Annotated in this window: 25 protein-coding genes; 15 read left to right on the top strand and 10 right to left on the bottom strand. The window is 74.8% G+C overall.

The features are described from left to right. Nucleotides 1-33 precede the first annotated feature (33 nt). Nucleotides 34-606 (bottom strand): TetR/AcrR family transcriptional regulator, encoded by a 573-nt coding sequence (locus tag ABD361_RS14640; RefSeq protein ID WP_344435608.1) that lies wholly within the window; start codon nucleotides 604-606, stop codon nucleotides 34-36. A 144-nt stretch (nucleotides 607-750) separates the two neighbouring features. Here ABD361_RS14640 and ABD361_RS14635 point away from each other — a divergent pair, with 144 nt between their 5' ends. Further along, on the top strand, nucleotides 751-1,941 hold the full coding sequence (locus ABD361_RS14635; RefSeq protein ID WP_344435606.1) for a cytochrome P450: 1,191 nt from the start codon (nucleotides 751-753) through the stop codon (nucleotides 1,939-1,941). 2 nt (nucleotides 1,942-1,943) lie between these two features. After that, nucleotides 1,944-2,159 carry a ferredoxin gene (locus tag ABD361_RS14630; RefSeq protein WP_344435605.1) on the top strand — a complete coding sequence of 72 codons (216 nt, stop codon included), beginning with the start codon at nucleotides 1,944-1,946 and terminating at the stop codon, nucleotides 2,157-2,159. A gap of 28 nt (nucleotides 2,160-2,187) precedes the next feature. Here the strand turns inward: ABD361_RS14630 and ABD361_RS14625 are convergent, their stop codons facing one another. After that, nucleotides 2,188-3,162: a helix-turn-helix domain-containing protein gene (locus ABD361_RS14625; protein ID WP_344435604.1), complete on the bottom strand. Its 975-nt coding sequence runs from the start codon at nucleotides 3,160-3,162 to the stop codon at nucleotides 2,188-2,190. Nucleotides 3,163-3,254: 92 nt separating this feature from the next. Next, on the bottom strand, nucleotides 3,255-4,895 hold the full coding sequence (locus ABD361_RS14620) for an ATP-binding cassette domain-containing protein (protein ID WP_344435602.1): 1,641 nt from the start codon (nucleotides 4,893-4,895) through the stop codon (nucleotides 3,255-3,257). 322 nt (nucleotides 4,896-5,217) lie between these two features. Between ABD361_RS14620 and ABD361_RS14615 the strand changes: the two genes are divergently transcribed. From ABD361_RS14615 to ABD361_RS14570, 10 genes are all read left to right on the top strand, one after another. Continuing rightward, nucleotides 5,218-6,432 (top strand): hydroxymethylcytosylglucuronate/cytosylglucuronate synthase, encoded by a 1,215-nt coding sequence (locus tag ABD361_RS14615; protein WP_344435601.1) that lies wholly within the window; start codon nucleotides 5,218-5,220, stop codon nucleotides 6,430-6,432. Between the two features lie 58 nt (nucleotides 6,433-6,490). After that, nucleotides 6,491-7,483 carry a cytosylglucuronate decarboxylase gene (gene blsE / locus ABD361_RS14610; RefSeq protein WP_344435599.1) on the top strand — a complete coding sequence of 331 codons (993 nt, stop codon included), beginning with the start codon at nucleotides 6,491-6,493 and terminating at the stop codon, nucleotides 7,481-7,483. Next, nucleotides 7,471-8,382 (top strand): CGA synthase-related protein, encoded by a 912-nt coding sequence (blsF, locus tag ABD361_RS14605; RefSeq protein WP_344435598.1) that lies wholly within the window; start codon nucleotides 7,471-7,473, stop codon nucleotides 8,380-8,382. The genes blsE and blsF overlap by 13 nt, the downstream gene beginning before the upstream one ends. A gap of 112 nt (nucleotides 8,383-8,494) precedes the next feature. After that, nucleotides 8,495-9,673 carry an arginine 2,3-aminomutase gene (gene blsG / locus ABD361_RS14600; RefSeq protein WP_344435597.1) on the top strand — a complete coding sequence of 393 codons (1,179 nt, stop codon included), beginning with the start codon at nucleotides 8,495-8,497 and terminating at the stop codon, nucleotides 9,671-9,673. Further along, a complete protein-coding gene (locus ABD361_RS14595; RefSeq protein ID WP_344435594.1) occupies nucleotides 9,670-10,848 on the top strand; it encodes a DegT/DnrJ/EryC1/StrS family aminotransferase in 1,179 nt (392 codons plus the stop codon). The genes blsG and ABD361_RS14595 overlap by 4 nt, the downstream gene beginning before the upstream one ends. Then, nucleotides 10,845-12,137, top strand: coding sequence for an ATP-grasp domain-containing protein (locus ABD361_RS14590; protein ID WP_344435593.1), 1,293 nt, complete (start codon nucleotides 10,845-10,847; stop codon nucleotides 12,135-12,137). The genes ABD361_RS14595 and ABD361_RS14590 overlap by 4 nt, the downstream gene beginning before the upstream one ends. Next, nucleotides 12,134-13,366 (top strand): MFS transporter, encoded by a 1,233-nt coding sequence (locus ABD361_RS14585; protein ID WP_344435592.1) that lies wholly within the window; start codon nucleotides 12,134-12,136, stop codon nucleotides 13,364-13,366. Before ABD361_RS14590 ends, ABD361_RS14585 begins: the two co-directional genes overlap by 4 nt. A 117-nt stretch (nucleotides 13,367-13,483) precedes the next feature. Next, the gene (locus ABD361_RS14580; RefSeq protein ID WP_344435591.1) at nucleotides 13,484-15,373 is read left to right on the top strand and encodes a hypothetical protein; all 1,890 of its coding nucleotides are present in this window, start codon (nucleotides 13,484-13,486) and stop codon (nucleotides 15,371-15,373) included. A gap of 44 nt (nucleotides 15,374-15,417) precedes the next feature. Further along, nucleotides 15,418-16,035 carry a class I SAM-dependent methyltransferase gene (locus ABD361_RS14575; RefSeq protein ID WP_344435590.1) on the top strand — a complete coding sequence of 206 codons (618 nt, stop codon included), beginning with the start codon at nucleotides 15,418-15,420 and terminating at the stop codon, nucleotides 16,033-16,035. Between the two features lie 18 nt (nucleotides 16,036-16,053). Next, entirely contained in the window at nucleotides 16,054-16,563 is a 510-nt protein-coding gene (locus ABD361_RS14570) for a nucleoside 2-deoxyribosyltransferase (protein ID WP_344435589.1), read from the top strand. Here the strand turns inward: ABD361_RS14570 and ABD361_RS14565 are convergent. The 3 genes from ABD361_RS14565 to ABD361_RS14555 form a co-directional block, all read right to left on the bottom strand. Next, a complete protein-coding gene (locus tag ABD361_RS14565; protein WP_344435588.1) occupies nucleotides 16,532-17,902 on the bottom strand; it encodes a cryptochrome/photolyase family protein in 1,371 nt (456 codons plus the stop codon). The genes ABD361_RS14570 and ABD361_RS14565 overlap by 32 nt on opposite strands. Continuing rightward, entirely contained in the window at nucleotides 17,899-19,491 is a 1,593-nt protein-coding gene (locus ABD361_RS14560; protein WP_344435587.1) for an SDR family oxidoreductase, read from the bottom strand. Before ABD361_RS14560 ends, ABD361_RS14565 begins: the two co-directional genes overlap by 4 nt. Before the next feature lie 108 nt (nucleotides 19,492-19,599). Next, entirely contained in the window at nucleotides 19,600-20,091 is a 492-nt protein-coding gene (locus ABD361_RS14555) for a hypothetical protein (protein ID WP_344435586.1), read from the bottom strand. A 42-nt stretch (nucleotides 20,092-20,133) separates the two neighbouring features. On the opposite strand from ABD361_RS14555, the gene ABD361_RS14550 reads away from it, so the two are divergent. The 3 genes from ABD361_RS14550 (at nucleotide 20,134) to ABD361_RS14540 (ending at nucleotide 23,435) form a co-directional block, all read left to right on the top strand. Beyond that, the gene (locus ABD361_RS14550) at nucleotides 20,134-20,844 is read left to right on the top strand and encodes a response regulator transcription factor (protein ID WP_344435585.1); all 711 of its coding nucleotides are present in this window, start codon (nucleotides 20,134-20,136) and stop codon (nucleotides 20,842-20,844) included. Beyond that, entirely contained in the window at nucleotides 20,841-22,250 is a 1,410-nt protein-coding gene (locus tag ABD361_RS14545) for a sensor histidine kinase (RefSeq protein ID WP_344435583.1), read from the top strand. The genes ABD361_RS14550 and ABD361_RS14545 overlap by 4 nt, the downstream gene beginning before the upstream one ends. Before the next feature lie 216 nt (nucleotides 22,251-22,466). Then, nucleotides 22,467-23,435, top strand: coding sequence for a lytic polysaccharide monooxygenase auxiliary activity family 9 protein (locus ABD361_RS14540; protein ID WP_344435582.1), 969 nt, complete (start codon nucleotides 22,467-22,469; stop codon nucleotides 23,433-23,435). 6 nt (nucleotides 23,436-23,441) lie between these two features. Here the strand turns inward: ABD361_RS14540 and ABD361_RS14535 are convergent, their stop codons facing one another. From ABD361_RS14535 to ABD361_RS14520, 4 genes are all read right to left on the bottom strand, one after another. Continuing rightward, nucleotides 23,442-24,233: a PLL family lectin gene (locus tag ABD361_RS14535; RefSeq protein ID WP_344435581.1), complete on the bottom strand. Its 792-nt coding sequence runs from the start codon at nucleotides 24,231-24,233 to the stop codon at nucleotides 23,442-23,444. A 102-nt stretch (nucleotides 24,234-24,335) separates the two neighbouring features. After that, nucleotides 24,336-24,896, bottom strand: a complete 561-nt coding sequence (locus tag ABD361_RS14530; protein WP_344435580.1) for a cysteine hydrolase family protein — start codon at nucleotides 24,894-24,896, stop codon at nucleotides 24,336-24,338. Between the two features lie 19 nt (nucleotides 24,897-24,915). After that, a complete protein-coding gene (locus ABD361_RS14525) occupies nucleotides 24,916-25,368 on the bottom strand; it encodes a DUF6314 family protein (protein WP_344435579.1) in 453 nt (150 codons plus the stop codon). 59 nt (nucleotides 25,369-25,427) lie between these two features. Continuing rightward, nucleotides 25,428-26,030: an HAD family acid phosphatase gene (locus ABD361_RS14520; protein WP_344435578.1), complete on the bottom strand. Its 603-nt coding sequence runs from the start codon at nucleotides 26,028-26,030 to the stop codon at nucleotides 25,428-25,430. Between the last annotated feature and the right edge of the window lie 101 nt (nucleotides 26,031-26,131).

The following is a 26,131-nucleotide window of genomic DNA, read 5'->3' as shown; positions in this document are numbered from 1 at the left end:
GTGGCTTGTCGCGCAGTTCCCCGCGCTGCCCCCCTAGGGCAGCTTCTCCAGCAGCGTGCGGGCCGCGTCCAGCATCAGGGCGGAGACCCGGTCGGCGTCCGCCCCGGCCAGCGGTTCCTGGCGTACGACGACGCGGGTGAGCCCTATGCCCAGCAGCCAGGCCAGGACCAGGGCCGCGCGCAGTTCGGCGTCGGGGGCGTCGCTGAGCGCGGCCAGGGCGTCGGTGTACTCCTGCGTCAGCCGCCGGTTGGTGCGGGCCGCCTCGTCGTCGCTGCCGACGGAGCGCAGGAACACCTCCAGGGAGCGGTCGCCGGGCTCGGTCCCGGCCGGGGCCAGCAGGTCGCGCAGGGCCCCCTGCAGCAGGTGCTCGGGCGGGCTCTCGCGCAGCCTCCGGCGGCCGTCCCTGGCCACGACCTCGCCGAAGAGCGCCGTCTTCGATCCGAAGTAGCGGAAGAGCAGTGCCTGGTTGACGCCGGCGCGGTCGGCGATGGCGCGCACGGTGGTGCGGTCGTAGCCGCGTTCGGCGAACAGTTCGGCCGCCGCCTCGACGAGGCAGCGCCGCGTGGCCTCCGCGTCGCGCCGGCGCACCTGCTTGTCCTGGCTCATCCCGTTCCTCCTCAAGCGCCGGTGACCGCGGGCCCGTTGACGCCCCCGGCGCACCGGCCTACCGTTTTTGTAAGCAGGTGCTTACATCACGTTCCTGCACCGGCGCGAGACCTTACTGCCTACGCGAAGGAACAAGGGTTTCGGATGTCCACCACCCACGGCGAACCCATGACCTACCCCTTCAACGAAGCCGTCGGCCTGGCCCTGTCCGAGCAGTACGAGGAAGTGCGCGACGCGCAGGGGTTGCGGCGGGTGCGGCTGCCCTACGGCGAGCCGGCCTGGCTCGTCACGCGCTACGCGGACGCCCGGTTCGTCCTGGGCGACCGCAGGTTCAGCCGCGCCGAGGCCACCGTGCACGACGAGCCGCGGCAGTCCCCCGGCCAGGTCACCAGCGGCATCCTGGCCATGGATCCGCCGGACCACACCCGCCTGCGCCGGCTGGTGGCCAAGGCGTTCACCGTGCAGCGGGTGGAGCGGCTGCGCCCGGACATCCGGGCCCTGGCCGGCAGCCTGCTGGAGGAGATGGTGGCCGCCGGCCCGCCCGCCGACCTCGTCGACGCCTTCGCGCTGCCGCTGCCCGTCTCCGTGATCTGCCGCCTGCTCGGCGTGCCCGAGGAGGACCGCCCGCTGTTCCGCAAGTGGAGCGACGACGCGCTGTCGACCAGCTCGCTGACGGCCGAGGAGGCGGAGGCCAGCCGGGAGGAGCTGCGCGCCTACATGGCGGGGCTGGTCGCCGAGCGCCGGGCCCGGCCGGCGGACGACCTGATGACGGCCCTGATCGAGGCCCGCGACAAGGAGGACCGGCTCTCCGAGCCGGAGCTGATCGACCTGTGCGTGGCCGTCCTGGTCGCGGGCCACGAGACGACGGCCACCCAGATCCCCAACTTCGTGTGCACGCTGCTCGACCACCCCGGCGAGCTGGCCCGCCTGCGCGAGGACCCCTCGCTGATCCCCGCGGCCGTCGAGGAGCTGCTGCGCTTCGTCCCCCTCGGCATGGCCGCCGCCTCGCCGCGCTACGCCACCGAGGACGTCGAGGTGGGCGGCACGCTGGTGCGCAAGGGCGAGCCCGTGCTGGTGTCGGTGGGCGCCGCCAACCGCGACGAGGAGCGCTTTGCGGCCGCCGGGGCGCTCGACGTGGGCCGGGAGGGCAACCAGCACCTGGGCTTCGGTCACGGCGTGCACCACTGCCTGGGCGCGCCGCTGGCCCGCGTCGAGCTCCAGGAGGCCCTGCGGGCCCTGGTGCTGCGCCTGCCGGGGCTGCACGTGGCCGGGGACGTCGTCTGGAAGACGCAGATGCTGGTGCGCGGCCCGCGCGCGCTGCCGGTGGGGTGGTGAGCATGGCCTGGGAGGTGAGCGTGGACCGCGCCCGCTGCCTGGGCTCGGGCATCTGCACGGCCCTGGCCGCGGGCCACTTCGCCATGGCCGACGAGCACTCCCGGCCGCGCGCCGGCCGGATCGCCCCCGACGAGGCGGTCCTCGACGCCGCCGACTCCTGCCCGGCGGGCGCCATCACGGTGACGGACGCCGGCGAGGTGATCGGCCCGCGCGACTGAGCGGCGCGCATGACGGCGCCCGGCGCCATCAGGTGCCGCCGGCCCGCACCGAGGCGCGGTACTCGCTGGGGGACATGCCCGTGGCCGTACGGAAGGCGCGCGAGAAGCCGTCCGGCTGGGGGTAGCCCCAGCGGGCGGCGATGGTGTGGATGGTGAGGTGGTCCAGGGCGGGGTCGGCCAGGTCCCTGCGGCAGCGGTCCAGCCGCTGCTGCCGGATGAACGCCCGGGGCGTGGTGCCGTTCTGCTGGAAGAGGCGGTGGAGGTAGCGCAGGGAGATGCCGTGGGCCGAGGCAATCGCCTCGGGTCCCAGATCCGGGTCGCGCAGGTGTTCGACGACGAAGGCGCCGATCCGCAGGAACAGCGCGTGCTGACCGGACGTCCCCGGCTCGGTGCCCGTTGCCCGGTCGGCGTGGTGGGCCAGCACGGTCGTCAGCAGGTCCAGGGCGGTGCCACCCAGGCGGGTGGCGTCCTGGGGCGTGCAGTGGGGGTACTCCTCGGCCAGGGAGACCAGGAACTGTGCGAACAGCCGGGCGACGCCGTCCGTCCAGGGCAGGGACAGCCCGCACAGCCGCGTGAAGTGCTCGTGCGGCAGCCGCAGCAGCTGCTTGGGGAACTGGAAGAGGACCGTGCGGCCGGGGAGGTCGCCGGCGAAGGTGTCGAACGAGCGGGAACTGTCGAAGAAGCCCATGGTGCCCCGCTTGAGCAGCGAGGACTGCCGGTTCTGCTCGATGCCGATCTCCCCGGCCGTGGCCACCGCCACGTGGTACATCTCCGGATCGGACTGCCGCACCAGCTTCGGCGTCCGCTGGGCGACGAGCGAGGCGTAGGACAGGACGGAGAGCTGCCCCACGCCCAGCGGCATCACCTCGATGCGCGCCCCGAACCGTGCCGTGTCGAGGAACTTCACGCGCTGGGTGACCTGGGCCAGCGCCATGGTCTCCGCCCAGGCCTCCCGTCTGTCGTTCAGCGGGAACTCCACGGTGTCCACGACGATGGGCTGCATGACGGCTCCTGACGTGCGGCGAGGTTGCGGGCGGCAGTCAGCAAAGTGCACCGGTGCCGATCACCGACAGTGCCTTCCGCGCCAACAACGCCTCACCCCCGGGCCCGTACGACGCGGCCCTCGTCCCAGACCGGCTCGTCGCTCTCCACGACGCGCCCGTCCTCGCGGAAGACGAGGTAGCGGGTGAAGGCCCGGGCGAACCAGCGGTCGTGGGTGACGGCCACGACCGTGCCGGTGAAGGCGGCAAGGGCGCTCTCCAGGGCCTCGGCGGAGATCAGGTCGAGGTTGTCGGTGGGCTCGTCCAGCAGCAGGAGGGTGGCGCCGGCCAGTTCCAGCAGCAGGATCTGGAAGCGGGCCTGCTGCCCGCCGGAGAGCGTCTCGAAGGGCTGCCGGCCGGCGCCCGCCAGGCCGTAGCGGCTCAGGGCGGACATGGCGTCCTGCAGGCCCAGGCCCGGCCGGTCGCCCTCGCCGCGGCCGAGGATGTCGGCCGGGGTGCGGCCCGCCCATTCCGGGTGCCGGTGGGTCTGGGCGAACAGCGCGGGCCGCACGCGGGCCCCGAGACGGCAGGTGCCGGAGTGCTCGACGGTGAAGGGCCCCTCCGTGCCCGCCTCGGCGAGCAGGCGCAGGAAGTGGCTCTTGCCCGAGCCGTTGGAGCCCAGGACGCAGACGCGGTCGCCGAAGAACACCTCCAGGTCGAAGGGGCGCATCAGGCCGGTCAGTTCGAGCGTGCTGCAGGTGATCGCCCGCAGGCCGGTGCGGCCGCCGCGCAAGGCGGGGGCGACGCGCTGGGCGCGCGGCGGGGCCGGCGGCGGGCCGGCCTCCTCGAACTTCGCCAGGCGGGTCTGGGCGGCGTGGTAGCGGGAGGCCATCTCCTCGCTGATCGACGCCTGCTGGCGCAGGGTGCGCACCAGCTCCTTGAGCTGGTCGTGCTTCTCGTTCCAGCGCCGCCGCAGCTCGGCGATCCGCTCCCAGCGGGCCTCGCGGGCGGCGTGCCAGGTGGCGAAGCCGCCTCCGTGCGTCCAGGCCGAGCCCCCTTCGAGGGTGACGACCTGGGTGGCGGTGCGGCTGAGCACCTCGCGGTCGTGGGTGATGAGCAGGACGCCCTTGCGGGTGGCGAGAAGCTGCTCCTCCAGCCACCGTTTGCCGGGCACGTCGAGGTAGTTGTCCGGCTCGTCGAGCAGGAGCATGTCGGCCGGGCCGCGCAGCAGGGCCTCCAGGACCAGGCGTTTCTGCTCCCCTCCGGAGAGGGTGGAGACGTCGCGGTACTGGGCGGTGGAGAACGGCAGGGCGAGGGCCGCGACGGTGACGGTGTCCCAGAGCACCTCGTACTCGTAGCCGCCGGCCTCGCCCCAGGCGGTCAGGGCGGCGGCGTAGCGCAGCTGGGCGGCCTCCTCGTCGTTCTCCATGAGGGCGAGCTCGGCCGCGTCGACGGCGGCCGCGGCCCGGCGCACGGGCTCGGGGGCGACCGTCAGCAGCAGGTCGCGCACCGTGCGGTCGTCGCGGACGCTGCCGATGAACTGGGGCATCACGGCGATGCTCCCCTGACGGCGCACGCTGCCCTCCTGGACGGGCAGCGTGCCGGCGAGCATGCGCAGCAGGGTGGACTTGCCGGCGCCGTTGTCACCGATGAGGGCGACGGTCTGGCCGCCGGGCAGCCGGAAGGACACGTCGCGGAACAGCTCGCGCCCGTCGGCCAGGGTGTGGGCCAGGGCGCCGGCTTCGAGATAACCCATGCGGCGAGCCTAGCGACGATGCGTGCGGATTCGGACTGATTAAATCTGGGCCGGTGGAGTGCCCGTTCCGCGCGCCCGGTGTCTGCGCCCCGTGCACGCCGGGCCGCCGGATGCTCCACCGGTCCCGTGGACCGCTGGTGCCCCAGGGTTTTCCGGCCACTCCCCCATGCCCTCCTAAAGCTTGACTTAGCGTATTTATCTGGCATCGAACGGGATCCCCCTACGTGGCTGGATTCCTCCGATACCGCCCTTGTGGCGGGACGGCCGCATCCATGACCGTTGTCCGGCGCACCTATCTGCCCTGCGGCCGAGAAGGACACCGATGACGATGCGCCGCGCCTGCGGCTCCTCCCGGGAGCCGGTCACCGTCGCCCTCGCCGGGGTGGAGTTCGGCTGGGGCAGTTCGGGCAAGCTCAGCGCCGTCCTGTCCGCCCTGCGGCACGGCCCGTACGAGGCGATGGAGTTCGTCGGCCTCGGCTCCGGGCTCGGCCGGCCCCTGCTCGCGGAGCACGCCGTGGACGCCTGGTACGACCTGCCGGCCTCCGCCGAGGGCCTGCGCGCCGCCGTCACGGAGATCGTGCGGGTGCGGCGGGTACGGGCCGCGCTCGTCGTGCTGGACGGTCGGCTGGCAAAGGCGCTGGAGGCGGCCGGCGTCCCCACCGTCTTCGTCGACAGCCTGCCCTTCCTGTGGACCGAGGGCGACCGCCCGTCCCTGCCCCTGGACGCGAGCTGCTACTGCGCCCAGCAGTGCATCGAGCTGCCGCCCGAGTGCACCGGGATCCTCGCCTCCGTCCGTTCGCTGCGCTGGGTCGAGGCGGTGGTCGCCGCGGACACCCGCCCGGGCCGGCACGGCACCCGGCCGTGGCACAGGGCGCTGGTCGGCCTCGGCGGCCTGCGGGCCCCGGGGCTCGCCGACTGGACGGCCTACCCGCGGCTGGTGGTGCCCGCGGCCCTGCGGGCGCTCGCCGCCCACGGCGTGCGCGAGGCCCACCTGGCCGGCAACGTCCCCGGCGACCTCCTCGGACGGCTCCTCGCCGACGCCCCGGCGGCGCTGCGGGTGACGGCCGGGGCGCTGCCGCACGAGACCTTCCTCGCCGAACTGTCCGCCGCCGACGTGCTGCTGGCCTCGCCGGGCCTGACGACCCTGCTGGAGGCCGGCGCGCTCGGGGTGCCGGCGGTGTGCCTGCCGCCGCAGAACCTCAGCCAGATCTTCAACGCCCGCTTCCACTGCCGTGCGGTCGGCGTGGACGTGCGCACGCCGTGGCCCGAAGAGGTCTTCCGGGAGGACGAGGCGCTGGCGCTGCGCGCGAAGGGCGAGGAGCACGCCCTGGAACTGATCTACGGCGGTATCGCCGACGCTGCGGCCGGGGCGGGCGCGCAGCTGCGTGCGCAGCTCGCCGGCGCCGTGGGTGCGGCGCTGGAGCGGGCGGGCGAGGTCGTGGACTGGAGTGCCCTGGCCACCGCCGTCGGCACGGGTGGCGCGGCCCAGGTCGCCGGGGCGCTGCTGGAGATACTGCGGCGCGGGTCCGCGCGCTGAACCAGCCCCTCTGCCCGGCCAGTCGAACCCGTTGAACCATGCGAAAGGTCGCGCCCCGATGCGTGAGCGTCACCGCTATCTCTTCATCCGGATCCTGGAAGCCTGCAACGCCGACTGTTTCATGTGCGAGTTCGCGCTCTCCCGCGACACCTACCGCTTCTCCGTCGAGGACTTCGAGGAACTGCTGCCCAAGGCCCGTGCGGCCGGAGTGCGGTACGTGCGCTTCACCGGCGGCGAGCCGCTGATGCACCGGGACGTCGTGGAGCTGGTGCGCACGGGCGCGGCGGCGGGCATGAGGATGTCGCTCATTACGAACGGGATGCTGCTGCCGCGTCTGGTGCGGCGGCTCGCCGCGGCGGGCCTCGCCCAGGTGATCGTCAGCCTGGACGGCGCTACGGCTGCGACCCACGACCTCTACCGGCGCTCCCCCGGCATGTTCGACAACGGCCTGCAGGGCCTGCGCGCAGCCGCCGAGCTGGGCGTCCTGCCGAGGGTCAACACGGTGGTGGGCCCGCACAACTACGCCGAGGTGCCCCGCCTGCAGCAGGTCCTGACCGACGCGGGGGCGCAGCAGTGGGAGCTGTCCGCGCTGAAGCTGGACCGGTCCATCACCTACCCCGACCCCGGCCACGTGCGGCAGGTGTGCGACCCGGTCTACGACGCCGACCCGCGCTCGCTGCTCGTCCCGCTGGGCAAGCGGTTCTACGGGGACACCCCGCAGGAGCAGGAGCGGTACTTCGCCGAGTCCGTGACGCCGCGCGCCTCGCGGCCGCTGTGCCACGTCGTGGACGACGTCCTCTACGTCGACGGCCGCTTCGGACGGGTGTACGCCTGCAGTTGCCTGCCGCACCGCGACGGCGGCGACGGCCCGGCCGGCGGGGCCCCGCTGCGGGAGAACGGCACGGTCGCGCTGGACACGCCCGCCTTCCGGACGCACGCCGACTTCTTCCGCGAGCGGGGTCCGGAGCTGTGCGCGGGCTGTTCGACGACGGCCGCCGGCTACAGCGACGACGTCGCCCGGCTCGGGGCGGTGCCGCCGTGGCGCTACTGAACCGGGCGGGCGCGCCGCCGCGCCTGCGCGTGCACCTGGTCTCCCGCGACGAGGAGCTGGACTCCCTGCTCGCGCGCCGCCGCATCGCCGCGCACCTGGGCGGGCTCGCCGCGGTCGGCGGCGCGTGCGCCGCAGGGCCGCCGCCCGACGCCGCGCTGGTCTGCGACGACGAGGCGGCGACGGGACGTCTGGTGGCCGCGGGCGTGCCGGTGGTGCACCTGTACTCCGGGCACCGCACCGCTGCCGGTGCACCCGGTGCGGCGGCGGGGGCGCTGCTGCGGCAGCACCGGCCGGCGTGGCTGCCCGGTCCGGGGCCGGGGCCGCCCGGGATCCGTACGACGGGTCTGCTCGCCCCGGCCCGTACGGCCAGGGACCGGGTCCGCGGCGGGACGCTCGTGCTGCTGTCCCTGTACGGCGTGGCGCAGGCGACGGCGCGGGCGTTCGCCGAGGGGGTCCTGCCGGCCCTGGTGCGGACGGCGGGCGAGCGCACCGGCCGGTGCGAGGTGGTGTGCGACACCGGCCTCGCCCTGGTGCGCGGCGCGCTGGCGGGGCGCTGCGGGCCGGTCCCGGTGTTGCGCGCCGCCACCGTGGACGTCGACGAACTGCACGCCGGCCGGGCGGTCCTGCTGGCCTCGCCCACGCTGGGCGCGCTGGGGCTCGCGCAGGCGCGCCGGGCGCCGCTGGCCTTCCTGCCCCCGCTGGGCGGGGCCCAGGAGGACCTGGCGGCGCGCGTACGGCGCGTGGTGCCCGTCCCGGTGGCCGGCGGCCGGGACGAGGCGCAGGTGTGGCAGCCGCCGCAGGAGGATCCGTGGCGGGCGCCGGGCCCGGCGGCGGAGGACCTCAGAGGGGCGCAGCGCGTCGCCCGCAGCGTCCGCCAGCTGGCCCTGGCGCCCCCGTGACCGGCCGTCCTCGTCCGGCGGCCGCCCGGCGCCGTCCCGTCCGTCGCCCCGCCCGTCACCCCGTCCGTGATCCCGCCCGTCGTCCCGCTCGCCTGTCGACCCTGGAGCCGCCATGTCCGGCACAGCCGGCGCACCCGACGCGACCGCAGACCCCGCCGGTTTCCGGCCCCGCATTCCCGCGGCGCAGTGGAACGACTGGCGCTGGCACATGCGCAAACGCATCAACACCACCGACAAGGCCCGGCGCTGGATCCGTCTGACGCCCGAGGAGGAGAAGGCCATCGCGGGCTCGGCGGGCAAGTACCGCTGGAGCGTCACCCCCTACTACGCCTCGCTGATGGATCCCGACGACCCGTCGTGCCCGGTCCGGCTGCAGGCGGTGCCCGCGCCGGCGGAGCTGACGGAGTTCCCCGGCTCGGACGTCGACCCGGTCGGGGACATGTACTACCGCCGCACCAACCGTGTGGTGCACAAGTACCCGGACCGGGTGATCCTGCTGGTCACCGAGGCCTGTCCGGTCTACTGCCGGCACTGCACCCGCAAGTTCCACACCACCGACCTCTCCGGCACCTACTTCCGGGACGACGAGGGCGGCTCCTTCGAGGAGGACCTGCGCTACATCGCCGAGCACCCCGAGATCCGGGACGTGCTGCTGACGGGCGGCGACCCGCTGTCGTACCAGGACGGCAAGCTGGAGGAGCTGGTGTCCGGGCTGCGGGCGATTCCCAGCGTGGAGATCATCCGCATCGGCAGCCGGTTCCCCGTGCTGCTGCCGCAGCGCATCACCGACGACCTGTGCGCCATGCTCCGGCGCTACCACCCCGTGTGGCTGAACACGCACTTCAACCACCCCAAGGAGATCACGGCGGAGTCCGCGGCGGCCGTGGACCGCCTGTTGCGCCACGGCATCCCGGTCGGCAACCAGACCGTGCTGCTGCGCGGCATCAACGACGACGTCGCCACGATGCGCACGCTGATGACGGAGCTGCTGCGCATCCGGGTGCGCCCCTACTACCTGTACCACTGCGACAACGTCACCGGCGTCTCGCACTTCATGACCTCCGTGGAGAAGGGCTGGGAGATCATGGAGGGCCTGCAGGGCCACATCACCGGGTTCGCGGTGCCGCAGTACGTCCTGACCACGATGATCGGCAAGATCCCGCTCGCCCGGCCGTACGTCACGCCCACCGACGAGGGCCTGCTGCTGCGCAACTACCGCGGCGAGGAGCTGGTCGTCGACGCGGCCGCGTACCCCCTGACGGACCCGGTCCCGGAGGCTGACGCACCATGAGCATGGACAAGCGCCTCGGACAGCGCTACCTGCCCTACGGGGCCAACTACCTCGACTGGTCGGACATGCACGAGCTGCGCGAGGCGATCGAGCACGGCGTGCTGTTCCGCTACCAGACCGAGGGCGAGTCCGTCGCCTCCCGGCTGGAGCGCACGGTCGCCCGCCGCCTGGGCGCCCGGCACGCCCTGGCCGTGCACAACGGCACCGAGGCGCTGCGGCTGGCGCTGATCTCCACCCGGCCGCGCACCGGCGACCTGGTCCACATCCCGGCGGTCACCTTCGTGGCGGTGGCCGGCGCGGTGCTGGCCAGCGGTCTGGTGCCGGTGCTCGTCGACGTCGACCAATCCCTCTCGTTGGATCCGGCTCTGTTGCCGTCCGGCGCCGAGCGGGTGATCGTCGCCCACATGGAGGGCACGGTGGCCCCGCTGCCGCAGGGGGTGCCGTACCTCGTCGAGGACTGCGCCCAGTCCCTGGGCGCGGTGCTGCCCGACGGGCGGCACGCGGGGACGGCCGGGTACGCCGGGACGTTCAGCTTCCACCACAACAAGGTGCTCACCTCGGGCGAGGGCGGACTCGTCGTCACCCAGGACGCGGACGCGTGGGCGACCATGCGCTGCTACCACGACCACGGCTCCGCCCGGGTGCCCGGCTGCTACCCCACGTGGAACGCGGACGCCCACTACGGGGAGAACTTCGTCACCAGCGAGGGCGTCGCGGCCGTCCAGTGCCAGCAGTTCCGTCACCTCGACGAGCTGCTGGCCGGCCTGGAGCGGCACTACGCCGTCGCCCTGGACAACCTGCCGGCCCGCACCGACCTGCGCGTCCTGCCGCGTGCCGCCGGCGACGTGAAGACCAGCGTGCGCTTGCGCTGGGAGAGCCGCGAGCTGCGGGACGCCGCCGTCGCCGCGCTGACCGCGCGCGGCATCGCCAACTGGACCCTCGGCAAGTACTTGTTGCCGCAGCATCCGGTGCTCACCGGCCGGCGGTCGCTGTACGCCGACGGGTTCCCCTGGAGCCTGGCGCCCGAGGGCCCGCTGATGCTCAGCCGCGACGGCTTCGCCCGCACCCGCGACCTGCTGGAGCGCACCTTGTGCGTACCGCTGTCGCCGGAGCTGGGCGAGCAGGAGCAGGTCCTGGCGGTCAAGGCCCTGCGGCAGATCCTGGAGGCGGTGTGAGCGGCGGTGTTGTGAGCGGCGGCGGGCCGGTGCTGCTGCTGGCGGACGACCGGCCCACGTCCTTCTCGCGGTACGCGGTGCGGGCCCTGCCCGGACGGCTGGCGCTGCTGCGCTTCGCCGCGGTCCGCCGGGAGATGTGCGACAAGTACTTGCGCGAGACTGCGCATCTGCCGGCGTTCTGGGTGCGCGAGGGCGTGCCGCTGGAGGCGGAGGTCCGCCGCTACGAGGAGTGGTCGGCGGCCGCGCTGCCCGCGCCTCCCGATCGCTTCTGCAACCCCTCCGAGCCGCGGCAGGCCGTGGCCCAGCGCTTCGCCGAGCTCGCCGGGCTGCCGCACCTGACGCGGCAGCAGGTGAGGTGGGTGCGGGACAAGCACGCCATGAAGGAGAAGTTCCGCGAGCTGGGGCTGCGCACCGCGCGCCATGCGCGCATCGCCTGCGCGGCCGACGTCGAGCGGTTCGCGGCGCGGTGCGGCTGGCCGCTGGTGCTCAAGCCCGTGGACTCCTCCGCCTGCGTGGACACCTTCCGGCTGACCGGGCCGCCCTGCCTGGCGCAGGTCCGCTTCGGCGCACGGGAGTGGATGGTGGAGGAGCACCTGGGCGGCACCGAGTGGGAGGTGTGCGGCATCGTGCACGACGGGCAGGTGCTGGACGCCTGGCCCAGTGCCATGCCGTGCCGTCCGCTGGACATCGTCGACGGTGCCATGAACGCCAACATCTCCGTCGCCACCGCCGAGGGGCCGCCGGTGGACCTGCGTGCGCTGCTGCAGCGGATCGTCACCGGCATGGGCATCGACCACGGCTATCTGCACATGGAGTTCTTCCTGATCGACGGGGAGGTGTTCGCCGGCGAGATCGGCGTGCGCCTGGCGGGCTGCGAGATCACCGCCAACCACGGGCACGCCTACGGCTTCGACGTCTTCGGCGCCACGCTGGACGTCTACCTCGGCCGCCGCCCCGCCCTGCGCTACGGCCGGCGCCGCTGCGCGGGGGACCTGCTGCTGCCGCTGCCGCGCTCGGGGGTGGTGCGCCGCGTCACCCCCCGGGAGGAGCTGCTGCGCATCCCCGGGGTCGTCGACGCCGTTCTCACGGTGGGCCCCGGCGATCCGGTGGCCGCCCGGCGCGCCTCGCACAACGCGTCGGGGTACGTCCATGTGACGGGCGCGACGATCGGCGAGGTGGAGCGGCGCATGCGCGAGGTCCTGGACGCCTTCGTCATCGAGGTGGCGCCGGCGGCACACCTGACCGGCCCCGTCGCCGCGGGCCACCGAACGGAGACGCGAGAGACGTGACGAACGGGTTGCCCCGGCGGTTCCGGGACCTGCTGACGCGGCATCACGTGGCCGGCGCGGCCGGGTGGAGCGTGGTGGCCAGAATGCCGGTGTACCTGATGTCACTGGCCATGGTGCTGGTGGTCCGCGAGCAGGGGGGCAGTTACGCGCGGGCCGGCACGGTGGCCGCCCTGTACACCGCCGGCATGGCGGTGGGCGGTCCGCTCGTCGCGCGCACGGTGGACCGGCACGGCCGGCGGCCGGTGCTGCTGGCCACCGGGCTCGTCCACCCGGCGGCACTGGCCCTGCTGGTGTGGGCGACCCGGCCGGGCGGCTGGGCGCAGCCGGTCACGGCGGTGGTCGCCGGAGTCGCCCTGCCGCCCGCCAACGCCTGCATGCGCTCGCTGTGGGCGCAGCTGCCGCTGGAGGAGGACGAGCGCGAGGTCGCCTACCTGTGGGAGGCGCTGCTGACCGAGGTCCTGATGATCGGCGCGCCGCTGCTGCTGGCCGCGTTGATGCTCCCGGGCTCCGCGGGGTTCGCGCTGACGACGGTGGCGGCCACGGGCGGTGCGGGTGCGCTGGGGCTGGCGCTCGCGCGGATCCCCGCGACAGGAGCCACGGGGGATGTGCCACGGCACCTGCTGGGGCCCCTGAAGGAGCCCGCGATGCTGATGCTCACGGGGATCATGGCGGTGTGTGCGGTGCCCATCGGGCTGATGACGCTGGCCATCCCGGCGTTCGTCGCCCGGCACGGCTCGACGGGCAGCACCGGCGTGGTGTACGCCTGCTGGGGCGTGGGCAGCGCGATCGGGGCGCTGTGGCTGGGGCGGGCGCAGTCGCAGGTCGCGGTGCACCGGCGCTTCCCCCGGCTGGTGGCGGCCTACGCGGCCGGGACGGCCCTGCCGCTGCTGGCGGTCTCCGAGCTGACGCTGGGGGTGGCGCTGGCGGTGGGCAGTGTGCCCATCGCCCTGGTGGCGGCCAGTGAGATGACGCTGGTCAGCAAGGTGGCCGACAGCCGGTTCCTGGCGGAGGCGTTCACCTGGGCCTCGCTGGCGACGGTGGTGGGCGACGCGGTGGGCCAGCAGGCGGGCGGGCTGCTGATGGATCCGGTGGGTCCGCGCGGGGTGTTCGCGGTGGCGGCGGTGGTGGCCGCGGCGGGGACGGGGCTGGCGTTCGCGGGCCGGGGGCTGCTGGGCCGCCGCCCGGCCGTCGCCGTGGAGCCGGCGCAGTCGTCGGAGCGCACGCCGTGATGCATGCCGTGACGCACGCCGTGACGCACCCTGCCGCCGCCCGGCCCCCGACCCGGCGCAGGCGCCGTCCCCGATCCTCCCCCTCCTCCCCCGCCCGCCCCACCGAGGTGCCCTTCCATGAATCCTGCCGTCAGCGCCCCGTGCCACGACCGGCCCACCGCCGCGCCCGGCCGCGACGTCTTCGCTCCCGTCGCGCTCGGTGCCTACCCGGCTGCCGTCGCGCGGTTCCTGGCCGGCGAGGCCCGGTCGCCCGTTCCCGTACCGGTGTCCGGCCGCGCCGACCTCGCGGAGAGCGTGAGCGCGGCGAACGCCCTGTACGCGGACGTACGCGCCCCCGCGCCCCTGGACGTGGGCGTGGTCCTGGGCGCCGGTGACCTGCCTCCCGCCGTCGCCGAGCTGGCCCGGCCGCTGGCGCGCCGGTGGATCGACGAGAAGGAGCTGCAGGACGCCGCCGGCCTGCGCGACCGGCACCCGGGCACGCTCCTGGTCGTCGGCCGCTACGACCGGCTCACCCTCTCCCCCGTGCGGGACCTGTTGCTGGCCGCCCCCCGGGGCGCGCAGCGCGCGCTGACCCTGCTGAGCGGGCGCGACGACGCCTCGGTCGGCTGGACGGTGGCCAAGCAGTACGCGGTGCCGGCGGCGGACGTGAGCGCGCTGGGCCTGTTCACCGACACCGACCGGCCGCCGCACGCACCGGGGGTCCGGGTCTTCGACGACCGCGACTTCGAGCGCGCCGACATCCAGGGCGAGATCCTGGGCACCCGTTGGCGCAGGGTGGTCTTCCAGGGCCACGGCAAGGACGACAGCGTCAACCTCGGCGCGTTCACCATCTGCGGCCGGAATGCGGCCGTGCCCGCCGTGCCGGGCCTGCTGGGACCGCGCTGCGCCTACGGGCTGCCGTGCTACAAGCCCGAGGACAAGCTGGTCCCCCTGCACCGGGTGGGCGCCGTGGAGGTGGTGCTCAGCGCCTGCAACAGCGGGCCGCTGGCGGACCTCGCCCTGTACGACCCGAAGTACCAGCTGCTGCTGAGCGCCCTGGACGGTCCCGCCCGGACGGTGGTGGCCGCGGTGTCCGTGCACGACTCCGACCGTCCCGAGAACGTGGCGTGGATGCAGGCCGCCCGCACGGGTGCGGACTCGGTGGACACCCTCAACGCCAGCCTCGCCGGTTCCCATCCGTACCCGGCGTTCCTGCGCTTCGGCATGCCCGGGGCGCCCGAGCGGACGCCGCCGGCGCCCGCGCCGGCCGACCACCGGCCGGATCCGCTGCTGCTGACCGCGGGCCACCGGCTCACCGCCCTGCTGGCCTCCGGGCTGCTCGCACCGCAGCACGGCCTGCGCCCCCGGCTGACCCGGCTCGCCCGCAAGGTGGACCAGTGGGTCGCCAGGCCCACCCACCTCGCCGACGCCTCGCCCGAGGAGATCCGCTCCTGCCTGGCCGCCGACCTGCAGTCGCTCGACCACGCGCTCGCCGAGCGGATCGCGGACAACCCCGAGGACGAGGTGATGAACTACCCGGCGCACTTCGGCGACCGCAGCCGCCTGGATCCGCACGTGCGCGAGGTGCCCTGCCACTGCGGGCGCCCCGCCCAGGAGTTCACCCGGCGCGGCCTGCTCCCCCACGTCCTGGACACGACGTGCGCCGTGTGCATGCGCTGCGGCGACGTCACCTTCCGGGTGCCCGGCTCCCCCGCCCTGTGGGCGTACGCCGCGGACGCGGCCGAGCAGGGCGGGGAGCTCGTCGTGCGCGCCGAGCTGACCCCGGCGCGGCCCGGGCCCGTGCGGCTCGGGCTGTTCGTCCCGACGTACCTGCGCGAGGACACCGCCGTCGAGCCGCGCACGGTCAAGGTGCGCGCCGGCGACACCCGGCCGCGCGACGTCGTCTTCCGGGTGCGCCTCGCGCCCGGGACCGCACCGCAGGCGTACTACTTCACGGTCTTCGCCGTGCAGGACCTCGCCGTCTCCACCGCCCGGCGGCACTTCGGGGTCGTGCCACGCCGCAAGTGAGCCCTCCGCACCATCCGATCGGACGCGACGCAAGGACGGATGCCATGCAGAACCAGCCCCCACCCGAGATCGAGCTCGTCGAACACGACGGCGAGGTGACGCTGAGCATCGGCGGCGAACAGGCCATGCAGGCCTGGGAGCGCGACCTGATGTGGGCGAGCGCCGACATGCTGTGCGAGTACGGCCACGACTTCTACGAGGTGGGCCTGGGCCTCGGCCTGTCCGCCCTGCGCATCGCGGGCAACCCCGCCACCCGCAGCCACACCGTCCTCGAACTCTTCGGCGAGGTCGAGGACCTCTTCCGGGCCCGCCACCCCGAGCTGCCGGACACCCTGGCCATCGAGCGCGGCGACTTCTTCCGGCGGGTCTTCGAGCTGCCCTCGGAGAGCATCGACGGCATGTTCTTCGACCCGGCCCTGGACATGGAGGTGTGGACGGACAAGGAGCTGTGGGCGCGCACCATGCCGGAGGTGGTGCGGGTGCTGCGCCCGGGCGGGGTGTTCATCCCGTTCTTCAGCACCAGGCCGGAGCTGCGCTGGCAGTACACCCCGCACTTCCGCCGCATCCGCGTCGAGCGCCACCCGTACGTGGCGTACGAGAGCACCGCGTACACGTACGGCACGAGCGGCGACGCCTACATCCAGTGCTTCCTCAAGGACTGAAGGGGACGGGACACCTCGATGAGCACCGTGCCGGACCTCCGGTCGGTCTTCCTGGCCGGCCCGTTCCTGCAGCTGCTGGACCCGGCCACCGGGGAGATGCCTGGTGACGCCCGGGCGCCCTTCGACATCCTCATCAAGCACTTCGAGGCGCAGGGCCTGTCCGTCCACAACGCGCACCGCCGGGAGGCGTGGGGCGCGGAGCTGATGCGCCCCGAGGTGTGCACGCCGCTGGACCAGGAGGAGATCCGCAAGGCGGACGCCTTCGTGGCCCTGCCCGGCTTCCCGGCCTCGCCGGGGACGCACGTCGAGCTGGGCTGGGCCAGCGCGTTCGGCAAGCCGATCGTCCTGCTGCTGGAACGGGGACGGCAGTACACCTTCCTCGTGCAGGGACTGCACACCGTGGCCACGGTGGAGTACGTCGAGCACACCGACGTCGCCGCCGCCCTGCCCGCACTCGACCGGGCGCTGCGGCGGGCGGTGGACCGGCACCGCGGCGTCATCCGCCCCGGGCCCGCCGGAAGCGGGTGAGCCCGTCGGCGAGGCCGACGACGGGGGCGGGGTAGCCGGGGGCCGCGCGGCCGGTGCCGTGGAGCTTCCACGGTGCGTGGACCGCGCGGCCCGCGATGCCCTCCAGCTCGGGCACCCAGCGCCGCACGTAGGCGCCGTCCGGGTCGTACCTGGCGGCTTGCGCGAGGGGGTTGAGGACGCGGTTGGGGCGGGTGTCGGTGCCGGTGCCGGCCGTCCACTGCCAGTTCAGCTGGTTGTTGGCGACGTCGCCGTCGACGAGCAGGGACAGGAAGTGGCGGGCGCCCACCCGCCAGTCGACGTAGCAGGTCTTGGTCAGGAAGCTCGCGGCCAGCAGGCGGCCGCGGTTGTGCATCCATCCCTCGTGCAGCAGCTGGCGCATCGCGGCGTCGACGACCGGATAGCCGGTGCGGCCCTGCTGCCACGCCTCGATCTCCTCACCGGCCTGCTCCTCGGTGCGCCAGCGGTCGCCGCGGGGGCGGTAGTCGGCGCGGGAGGCGGCGGGCCGGGCGGCGAGGACCTGGTGGTGGAAGTCCCGCCAGGCGAGCTGCCGGACGAACGCCTCGGCGCCCAGGCCGCCCCGCCGGCGGGCCCGTGCGACGAGTTCGACGGGGGAGAGCGTGCCGAAGTGCAGGTGGGCGGACAGGCGCGAGGTGGCGTCGGCGGCGAGGTCGTCGTGGCGCTCGGCGTAGGCGTCCAGGCCGCTGCGCGTCCAGGCGGCGAGGCGTGCGCGGCCCGCGCTCTCCCCGCCCCGGCCGACGCCCGGGGCGGCGCCGCGCACGTCCTCGCGGGAGGGCACGGGCTCGGACCGCACGCCGGCGGGGACGTGGACGCGGCGGGGTGCGGCCAGGACCTCGCGCGGCGGGGCCGTGGCCCAGCGGCGGAAGTAGGGGGTGAACACCGCCATGTGGTCCTTGCCCGCGGGCGTGATGTCACCGGGGGCGACGACGGTGACGGACCGGTCGTGCACGTGCAGGCGCCGCCGGCCGGCCGCAAGAGCCCGGCGCAGGCGGTCCTCGCGGGCCTGGGCGTAGGCGCTGACGTCGGCGGCCATGTGCACGTCCGTGGCGCCCGTCTCGTGGAGCACGCTGCAGACCTGCTCGACGACGTCGCCGCTGCGCACGACGAGGCGTCCGCCGCGTTCGCGCAGCTGCCGGTCGAGGTCGGTGAGGCAGTCGGCGAGGAAGGCCTGCCGGTTGGGCACGGCGTACCCGGTGGCGGCGATGGCGTCGTCGCGTACGAAGAGGGGGACGACGGCGTCGGCGGAGGCGAGCGCGGCGCGCAGCGCGGGGTTGTCGCGCAGCCGCAGGTCGCGGGTGAACAGCACGACGGCGACGGTCATGGTGCGGCGCTCCCGCGCGGGGCCGCGGGGCCGGGATCGGGGCCGGGCTCGGGCTGCCGGGCGGCGGCCCGGGCGATGTTGCGGGCCATGCCGCCGAAGACCGCGGCGTGGAAGGGGCTGACGGCCCACCAGTAGAGGTGGCCGAGCAGCCCGTGGGGGTGGTACACGGCGCGCTGGCGGTAGGAGGAACGGGCCCCGGGCTCGCCCTGCGCATCGTCCGGGGCGTCCTCGGCGTCCTCGGCGTACATTTCCAGCCAGCCGAGGCCGGGCATCCGCATCTCGGCGCGCAGCCGCAGCAGGCGGCCGCGTTCGAGTGCTTCGACGCGCCAGAAGTCGAGGGAGTCGCCGACCCTGAGGTAGCGGTCGTCGCGGCGGCCCCGGCCGAGCCCGACACCGCCGGCGAAGCGGTCCAGCCAGCCGCGCGCGGCCCAGGCGAGCGGCATGGAGTACCAGCCGTTGACGCCGCCGATGCCCTCGACGACCTGCCACAGCGCCGCGCGCGAGGCGGGTACGGCGATCCGCCGCTCGTCCGTGTAGAGGCTGCCGCCCGCCCACCCGGGGTCGGTGGGCAGCGGGTCGCTGGGGGCGCCGGGCACGGCGGCGGACGACCAGCGCGTGGCGACCTGCGCCTCCTGGACCCGGCGCAGGGCCAGCCCGATCGCCTCGGCCAGGCCGTAGGGATGGCCCGGCGGATCGGGGACGTACCGGGCGATGTCGTGCTCGCGGCAGACCACCTCGTGGCGCAGGGACTCCGTCAGCGGCCGGGCGATGCCGGCGGGCACCGGGGTGACGAGGCCGACCCAGTAGCTGGACAGCCGCGGGGTGAGCACGGGCAGCGAGAGGATCAGGCGCCTGGGCAACCGGGCCACCTGCGCGTAGCAGCGCATCATGTCGCGGTAGGTGACGACGTCGGGGCCGCCGATGTCGAAGGCGCGGTCGACGCCGGGCGGCAGGCCGGCCGCTCCGACGAGGTAGCGCAGCACGTCGCGGACGGCGATCGGCTGGATGCGGGTGCGGATCCAGCTGGGGGTGACCATGACCGGCAGGCGTTCGGTCAGGTAGCGCAGCATCTCGAAGGAGGCCGACCCGGAGCCGATGACGACCGCGGCGCGCAGGACGGCGGTGGGCACGCGCGAGGCCAGCAGGATGCGACCGACCTCCGCGCGCGAGCGCAGGTGGGGCGAGAGGTCGCGCTCGGGCACGCCGGCCGGGAGCAGGCCGCCGAGGTAGACCAGGCGGCGCACCCCGGCGGCCTCGGCGCTCTCGGCGAAGACGCGGGCGGCGCGCCGGTCGGTGGCCTCGAAGTCGCGGCCGGTGCCGAGGGCGTGGACGAGGTAGTAGGCGACGTCGACCCCCTCCATGGCGGCGGCGACCGATGCGGGGTCGGTGACGTCGCCGCGCACCACCTCGGCCTCGCCGGCCCACGGGTGGTCGCGGAGCTTGTCGGGGGTGCGGGCCAGGCAGCGCACGCGGTGGCCGGCGGCGAGGAGTTCGGGGACGAGGCGGCCGCCGATGTACCCGGTCGCGCCGGTGACCAGGCACAACAGGCCGGCGCCGGAATTCTCCGGGTGGCTGGGGCCGCTGGTCATGGGCGTGCACGCCTTCCTTCTGCCGGGCCGGCTGCCCGGGCCTCCAGCATCCCTCACGGCGGGGGCAGGGGGGTGCACGTGCGACCGTGTCGCGGCGGGCCGGCCGGGTCAGTTCTCCACGGTCTGCACCTGCGGGGGGTGCCCGTTCCAGGTGACGAACACCGATGTCGTCGCCGTGCCCGCGACGAAGTCGACGCGGATCCAGGCGTCCTGCGTCCACACCCGCATCCGCCGGCCCTCGTCGGGCGTCGCCGAGACGAGGCTGGCCGAGGTCGCGCCGAGGTCGAAGACGACCCGGCCGCCCTTGACGGGGAAGCTGCGGACCCCCGCGGCCGCGGACGGCTGCTGTGCCGCGGGCCGTGCGGACGGTGCGGCGGGCGGGGCGGGCGGCACGGAGGGGGCGGCCTCCGGCGCCCGGACGGCCGGAACGAGCGGGGCCGGTGCGGCGGGTGACGGGGTGTCGGTACGGGTCAGGGGCAGGGCGCGCGGCGGCTCGTAGGCCGTGCCCGCCAGGACCGTGCGCACCCCGTACCAGGACACCGCCGTTGCGGCGCAGGTCGCCGCCGCCCAGGCCAGGGCCTGCATCACACCTCGTCTCATCCGGCTCATGGTGCCTCATCCGTATGGCGTACGGTGCGCCCCATGGCAAAACTGCTCGTCGTCGAGGACGATCCGTTCGTCCGCTCCGCCCTGATACGGCAGCTGTCCGAGGCCTCCCACGTCGTCCGCAGCGTCGGCACCGCGCTGGAGGCGCTGCGCGAGGTGGCCCAGACCGGCTTCGACGTGGTGGTCCTGGACCTGGGCCTGCCGGATCTGGACGGCGCACAGGCGCTGAAGATGCTGCGCGGCATCACGGACGTGCCCGTGATCGTGGCCACCGCGCGGGACGACGAGGCGGAGATCGTGCGGCTGCTCACCGACGGCGCCGACGACTACCTCGTCAAGCCCTTCTCCGCCGCGCACCTGACGGCCCGTATCACGGCGGTGCTGCGCCGTGCGGGCACCGCCGTGCCGGCCGGGGAGCCGGCGCAGGAGCGGGTGCTGCGGGTGGGCGGGCTGTCGGTGGACCCGCTGCGCCGGCAGGCCGAACTCGACGGCGCACCCCTGGACCTGACCCGGCGCGAGTTCGACCTCCTGGCCTATCTGGCCGCCCGGCCCGGCATCGTGGTGCCGCGCAAGGAGCTCCTGGCGGAGGTCTGGCAGCAGGCCTACGGCGACGACCAGACCATCGACGTGCACCTGTCATGGCTGCGCCGCAAGCTGGGCGAGACCGCCGCCCGGCCGCGCTACCTGCGCACCCTGCGCGGCGTCGGCGTGACCCTCGAGGCACCGCGGGCGCCGGAGCAGGCGTGAGGTGGGCCCTGGTCAAGGTGTGCCTGGCCGTCACCGTGATGGTCGTGCTGGCCTTCGCCGTGCCGCTCGCCCTGGTCGTGCGGGAGCTCGCCCGCGACCGCGCCTTCGCCGACGCCGAGCGGCAGGCCGCGCAGATCCGCCCGGCGCTGGCCATCACCACCGACCGCGACCGGCTGGAGCGGGCGGTCGCCAGCTCGCAGGCCGGCGAGGTCGGCCGGCTGGCGGTGCACGTGCCGCGCACCGACGGCGCCCGGGAGGGGGCCGGGGCCCGCACGGCGTACGTCATCGGGCGCGCCCGCACCGGGCCGCGCGCGGTGGAGGCCGCCCGCCGCGGCCGCTCCCTGATCACCGCCGTGCCCGGGGGCTACGCCCTGCTCCAGCCGACCGCCCTGGGCGCCGGCGAGTTCGCGGTGGTCGAGGTGTACGTGCCGCACCGCGCGGTCGGCAACGGTGTCACCACCTCCTGGCTGATCCTCGCCGGCGTGGGCCTCGCCCTGGTCGCCGGTTCGGTCGCGACCGCCGACCGGCTCGGGCAGCGCCTGGTGCGCCCGGCCGAGCGGCTCGCCCGGGCGGCCGCCGAGCTGGGCGAGGGCAGGCTGGGCGTGCGCGTGCGCGAGGACGGCCCGGCCGAACTGCGGGCCGCAGCCGTCGCGTTCAACTCGATGGCCGACGACATCGTCCGTCTCCTGGCCGGCGAGCGCGAGCTGGCCGCCGACCTCTCGCACCGGCTGCGCACCCCCCTGACCGTGCTGCGCCTGAACGCCGCCTCGCTCGGTGACGGGCCGGCCGCCGAGCAGACCCGCGCGGCCGTCGCCCAGCTGGAGCGCGAGGTGGACCAGCTGATCCGCACCGCACGCGAGGACGGCCGGCACAAGGACCGGCCCGTGCTCGGCTGCGACGCCTGCGAGGTGGTCCGGGAGCGCATGGCCTTCTGGTCCGCGCTCGCCGAGGACGAGGGCCGCACGGTACGGCTCGCGGGCGTCGAGGCCACCGTGCGCGTCCCCGTCGCCCGCACCGAACTGGCCGCCGCACTCGACGCGTTGCTCGGCAACGTCTTCCGGCACACCCCCGAGGGCACCGCCTTCGCGGTGGACGTCCACCGCAGCGAGGACGCCCTGATCGTGCTCGTCTCCGACGCGGGGCCCGGCATCGCCGACCCCGACGGCGCGCTGCGCCGCGGCCACGGGGCGGGCGGCACCGGCTCCACCGGCCTGGGTCTGGACATCGTGCGGCGCGTCGCGGAGTCGACCGGCGGGGACGTGCGCATCGGGCGCTCGGTGCTGGGCGGTGCCGAGGTGCGCGTGTGGCTGTCGCTGGCGGGCGGCGGGGGTCGGCGCAGCGACCGCCGCCGGCGGATGCGGCGCCGGGTGCGGCGCCTGGCAGGGCGGGGCCGGGTGCGGCATTAACGGCCGCCGATGGGTTCCTTAACGCCACCATAAGAAACCGACCCCGGAGCCCGATCGACCGTTTCGTCCGGTTCGCGGCCGCTAGCGTGCCGCAGGTACCGAGTCCCCGGACCATTTCCCCACCCCCCACCGCCCCGCACGCACGGCACGCCACCCCCCACATCACCGCCGTGCGTGCGGGGCACCCCCCCACCTGCGTCCGACCAGGAGAGACCCATGCACATGCGTCCCCGTACCGCCTTAACGACGACCGCCTCCGGCGTGCTGACGCTCTCGCTCGCGGTGCTGTCCACCGCTCCCGCCGCCGCCCACGGCACCCTGACCGACCCGGTCAGCCGGGTGTCCGCGTGTTTCGCGGAGGGCCCGGAGCACCCCCGTTCGGCCGCCTGCAAGGCCATGGTCGCGGCCGGCGGCACCCAGCCGCTGTACGACTGGAACGAGGTCAACATCGGGGACGCCGCCGGGCGCCACCGCCGCATCATCCCCGACGGCAAGCTGTGCAGCGCCGGCCGCGCGAAGTACAAGGGCCTGGACCTGCCGCGCGCCGACTGGCCGGGCACCCGGCTCGCCCCCGGGGCCCACACCTTCCGCTACCGCGCGACCGCCCCGCACCGCGGCACCTTCGAGCTGTACCTCACCAAGGACGGGTACGACCCGAAGAAGCCGCTGAAGTGGTCCGACCTCGAAGCGAAGCCGTTCGCCAAGGTCACCGACCCGCCGCTGCGGGGCGGCAGCTACGTCTTCGACGGCACGGTGCCGAAGCGCTCCGGGCGCCACCTCGTCTACAGCATCTGGCAGCGCTCGGACAGCCCGGAGGCGTTCTACACCTGCTCCGACGTGGACTTCGGCCGGGCGCCCGCCGCCGCGCAGGCCGCCCCGGCGGCGTCGGCTCCCAGCGAGCAGCAGCTGGCCGAGGCGGCGGCCAAGTCGACGGTGGCCCATGGCGGACACGGCGGAACCGGCGAGCACGGCGGAACCGGCGCACACAGCGGCGAGGCGCCCGCGGCCCAGGTGGTGGCGGCGAAGGCCGGCAACGCGCCGGCGCCCCAGGGCGGCGCGCTCGCCGAGACCGGGGGCGACGGCACCACCACCGCCCTGGTGACGGGCGGCGCGGGGGCGCTGGCAGTGGGCGGCGGCGTCCTGCTGTTCACCGCGCGGCGGCGCGCCGCCCGCCGGCGCGCCTGATCGGCGTCACGCGCACCGGGAGTCCGCGCACAGCTGCCAGGGCTCCCAGGACTCCAGGTGCGCGCGCTCGGTGACCTGCCAGAAGCGGTCGCGGTTCCATTCGCGGACGACGAGGTGCAGGCGGCCGTCGGGCAGTTGGGCGACCGAGGAGGGCTGGCTCAGGCCGGCGAAGGGGTCGGGCAGCGCACCCAGGCCCGCGACCGGTCCCCAGCGCCCGGTGGCCGGGTCCTGGGTGCGCGTCTGCATCGCGTCGGTGCCGCCTGCCGAGGCGAAGGCATCCAGCCGGCCGCCGGCCTCCCGGAACACGACGATGCCGCCGTGGTAGGGGGACGGGGCGAGCCCGAAGCCCTCCGTGGGGCCCCAGCCGTCCGTCCCCGCGCCCTCGGCCGTGTGGCAGAAGACGCCCAGCGAGGGGAAGAAGACCTCCATCCGGCCGAGGGCGTTCTCGATCGCGGTCACCTGGTAGAGCTTGGGCCCGACGGGCGTGGCGCTGACGCGCTCCCACTCCCCGTACGCGCCGCCGGGTTCCTGCTGCGCCCGGTGCCAGACGAACGGCAGGTACGAGCCGGGGGCCGGGTCGTCGTAGAAGAGCTGGAACTGCTCCACGCGCCCGTCGGCGCGCCGGACGGGCACCGGGTCCCCGGAGGGCCGGCCGCGGTGGCCCGGGGCGGTGGCGTCGGCCGCGCAGGCGGCCGCCGCCCGGGCCACCTGCCCGCCGCCGGCCACCACTCCCCCGCCGGCGAGGGCGACGGCGGCCAGCAGGCCGGACAACAGGGCGCGTAACGGTCTGTGGATCATGATCGACGAACCTCCCGGGCCGTCCCGCGCGGAGGCGGGCAAAGATCCGAACTGACGCCCGTCATCCTCACGTACGACCGCGCCCGCGGCCAGAGGGCCGCCTCAGGGGGCGACGGCGGCGGCCCAGTCGGCGACGGAGAGGACGTCGGCCTGGCGCGGGAAGAGCTTCTCGACGAGGAAGCGGTGCACCTCGGGGTCGAGGTCGAGGCAGCCGTCCGCCAGGACGGTCAGGCGCAGGTCCAGGTCGGTGGCCTGGCAGACGGTGGACAGCACGACGCCGCTCGTGGCGATGCCGGCGAGGACGAGGCCGTCGATGTCGCGGGCCCGCAGGACGAGGTCGAGGTCGCTGCCCGAGAACGCGCTGCCACGCCGCTTGGTGACCACCACGTCGCCCGGCTGCGGCGCGACCTCGGGCGGGATCTCGACGGCCGGGGTGCCCTCGGTGAAGATCCCGGTCCGCGCGACGGCGGAGACCAGCTTGTTGCGGGGGCTGACCTCCAGGTCGTCCGGGCGCAGACACATGACCACGTACACCACGGGAATGCCGGCCGCCCGGGCGGCGTCGATCGCCCGGCGCAGGCGCGGCAGGTATCCCGAGCCGTCGTCGGCGAGTTCGACGACGGACCGCTGGATGTCCATCACGAGGAGAGCGCTGTTCGCCACACCTGCCGTCCCTTCCGGGTCAGTTGCCTGCGCGCTGATAGACGGAACGCTGCACATGATCCTTGGTGGGACCCGTGGTGCGCCAGAGGACGTGCCACTCGTCGGGCGAGACGACGGTGAAGGTCCCGTCGTAGCGGTCGCGGGAGCAGGGGTGGCGCACCGTCCAGCGGCCGGTGCGCAGGTCCAGGTCGTGGAAGGGACGGCCGTCGGCGAAGGTCACCTCGGCGGTGCCGTCCGGGCGCGGCAGCAGGCGCAGGGTGCGGCCCGCGCGGTTGGCCGCAGCGTCCCAGGTCAGCTCGCCGTCCTCGGTGTGCAGCACGCAGGTGCCGTCGTCGGAGGCGTGGAACCGGGCCGTGCCGTGGAACGCGCCGCTCTGCCCCGTCGTCAGGTCATCCAGGGTGCGGGTGACGCTCCACGCTCCGGCGAGGTACGCGACGACGTCGGGGACCGGATGCCGCCCTGTTCCCGTCACCGCCGTCCCTTCCGCTCGCCCTGGATCCGGCTACGCTACCGCAGCCGGTGGCGGGGGGCTCAGGAGAGGCGGCCGCCGTAGTCGGGCAGCTTGAAGCCCTTCTCGTAGAAGCCGCCCTCGAAGTCGGTGGAGCGGTTGCCGATGTTGGCGGTGATCCGGTAGCCGTCCTCGGTGAGGTCCTCGCGGCAGCGGGCCTTGCCGTCCCCCTTGTCCTCGCCGTGCTCGCGCGTGCACAGGGCGTCCACCGGGTAACCGGCGTCGCGCAGCTGCTGCCGGGCGGACGAGGAGGAGGTGCGGGCCGTGACGAACAGCACGGCGATGTGGTGCGCGTGCGCCCACCGCGCCACGTCGAGCACCGGCTTGTTGGCGCGGCCCTCGTGGTAGTACGTCTCCAGCGCGGTGTTGTCGATGTCCAGCACGATGGCCGGCTTCCCCTTGCCGGACGAGCCGGACGAGCCGGACGTGGCGGCGTGGTCGCGCAGCCACGGTATGACCGGTGCCACGGCCTGCTGCACGTCGGCCTGCCACGTCCCGTAGCCGGGCAGCCCGGCGGCCTGCGCCGTGCCGGCGCCGCCCAGCGACACGGCCGGCAGCGCGAGGGCCGCCAGCGCGGCGAGGGGAGCGAGGCGCGGGGGCTTTCTGCGGAAACGTCCGTCGGACATCAACCCGGGTCCTTCCGTCGACCACTTGACGATCAACAAGATCAGCAGAGCGGAAGAACGGACGGACGACGGAAGAATGTCGTCCAAGTGAAGAGATCGGC

It is taken from the genome of Streptomyces luteosporeus, from assembly GCF_039532865.1.
In the GTDB taxonomy this organism is placed as follows: Bacteria; Actinomycetota; Actinomycetes; order Streptomycetales; family Streptomycetaceae; genus Streptomyces; species Streptomyces luteosporeus.
The sequence above is the reverse complement of the archived record's forward strand: the minus strand, read 5'-3'. Positions and strand labels throughout refer to the sequence as shown.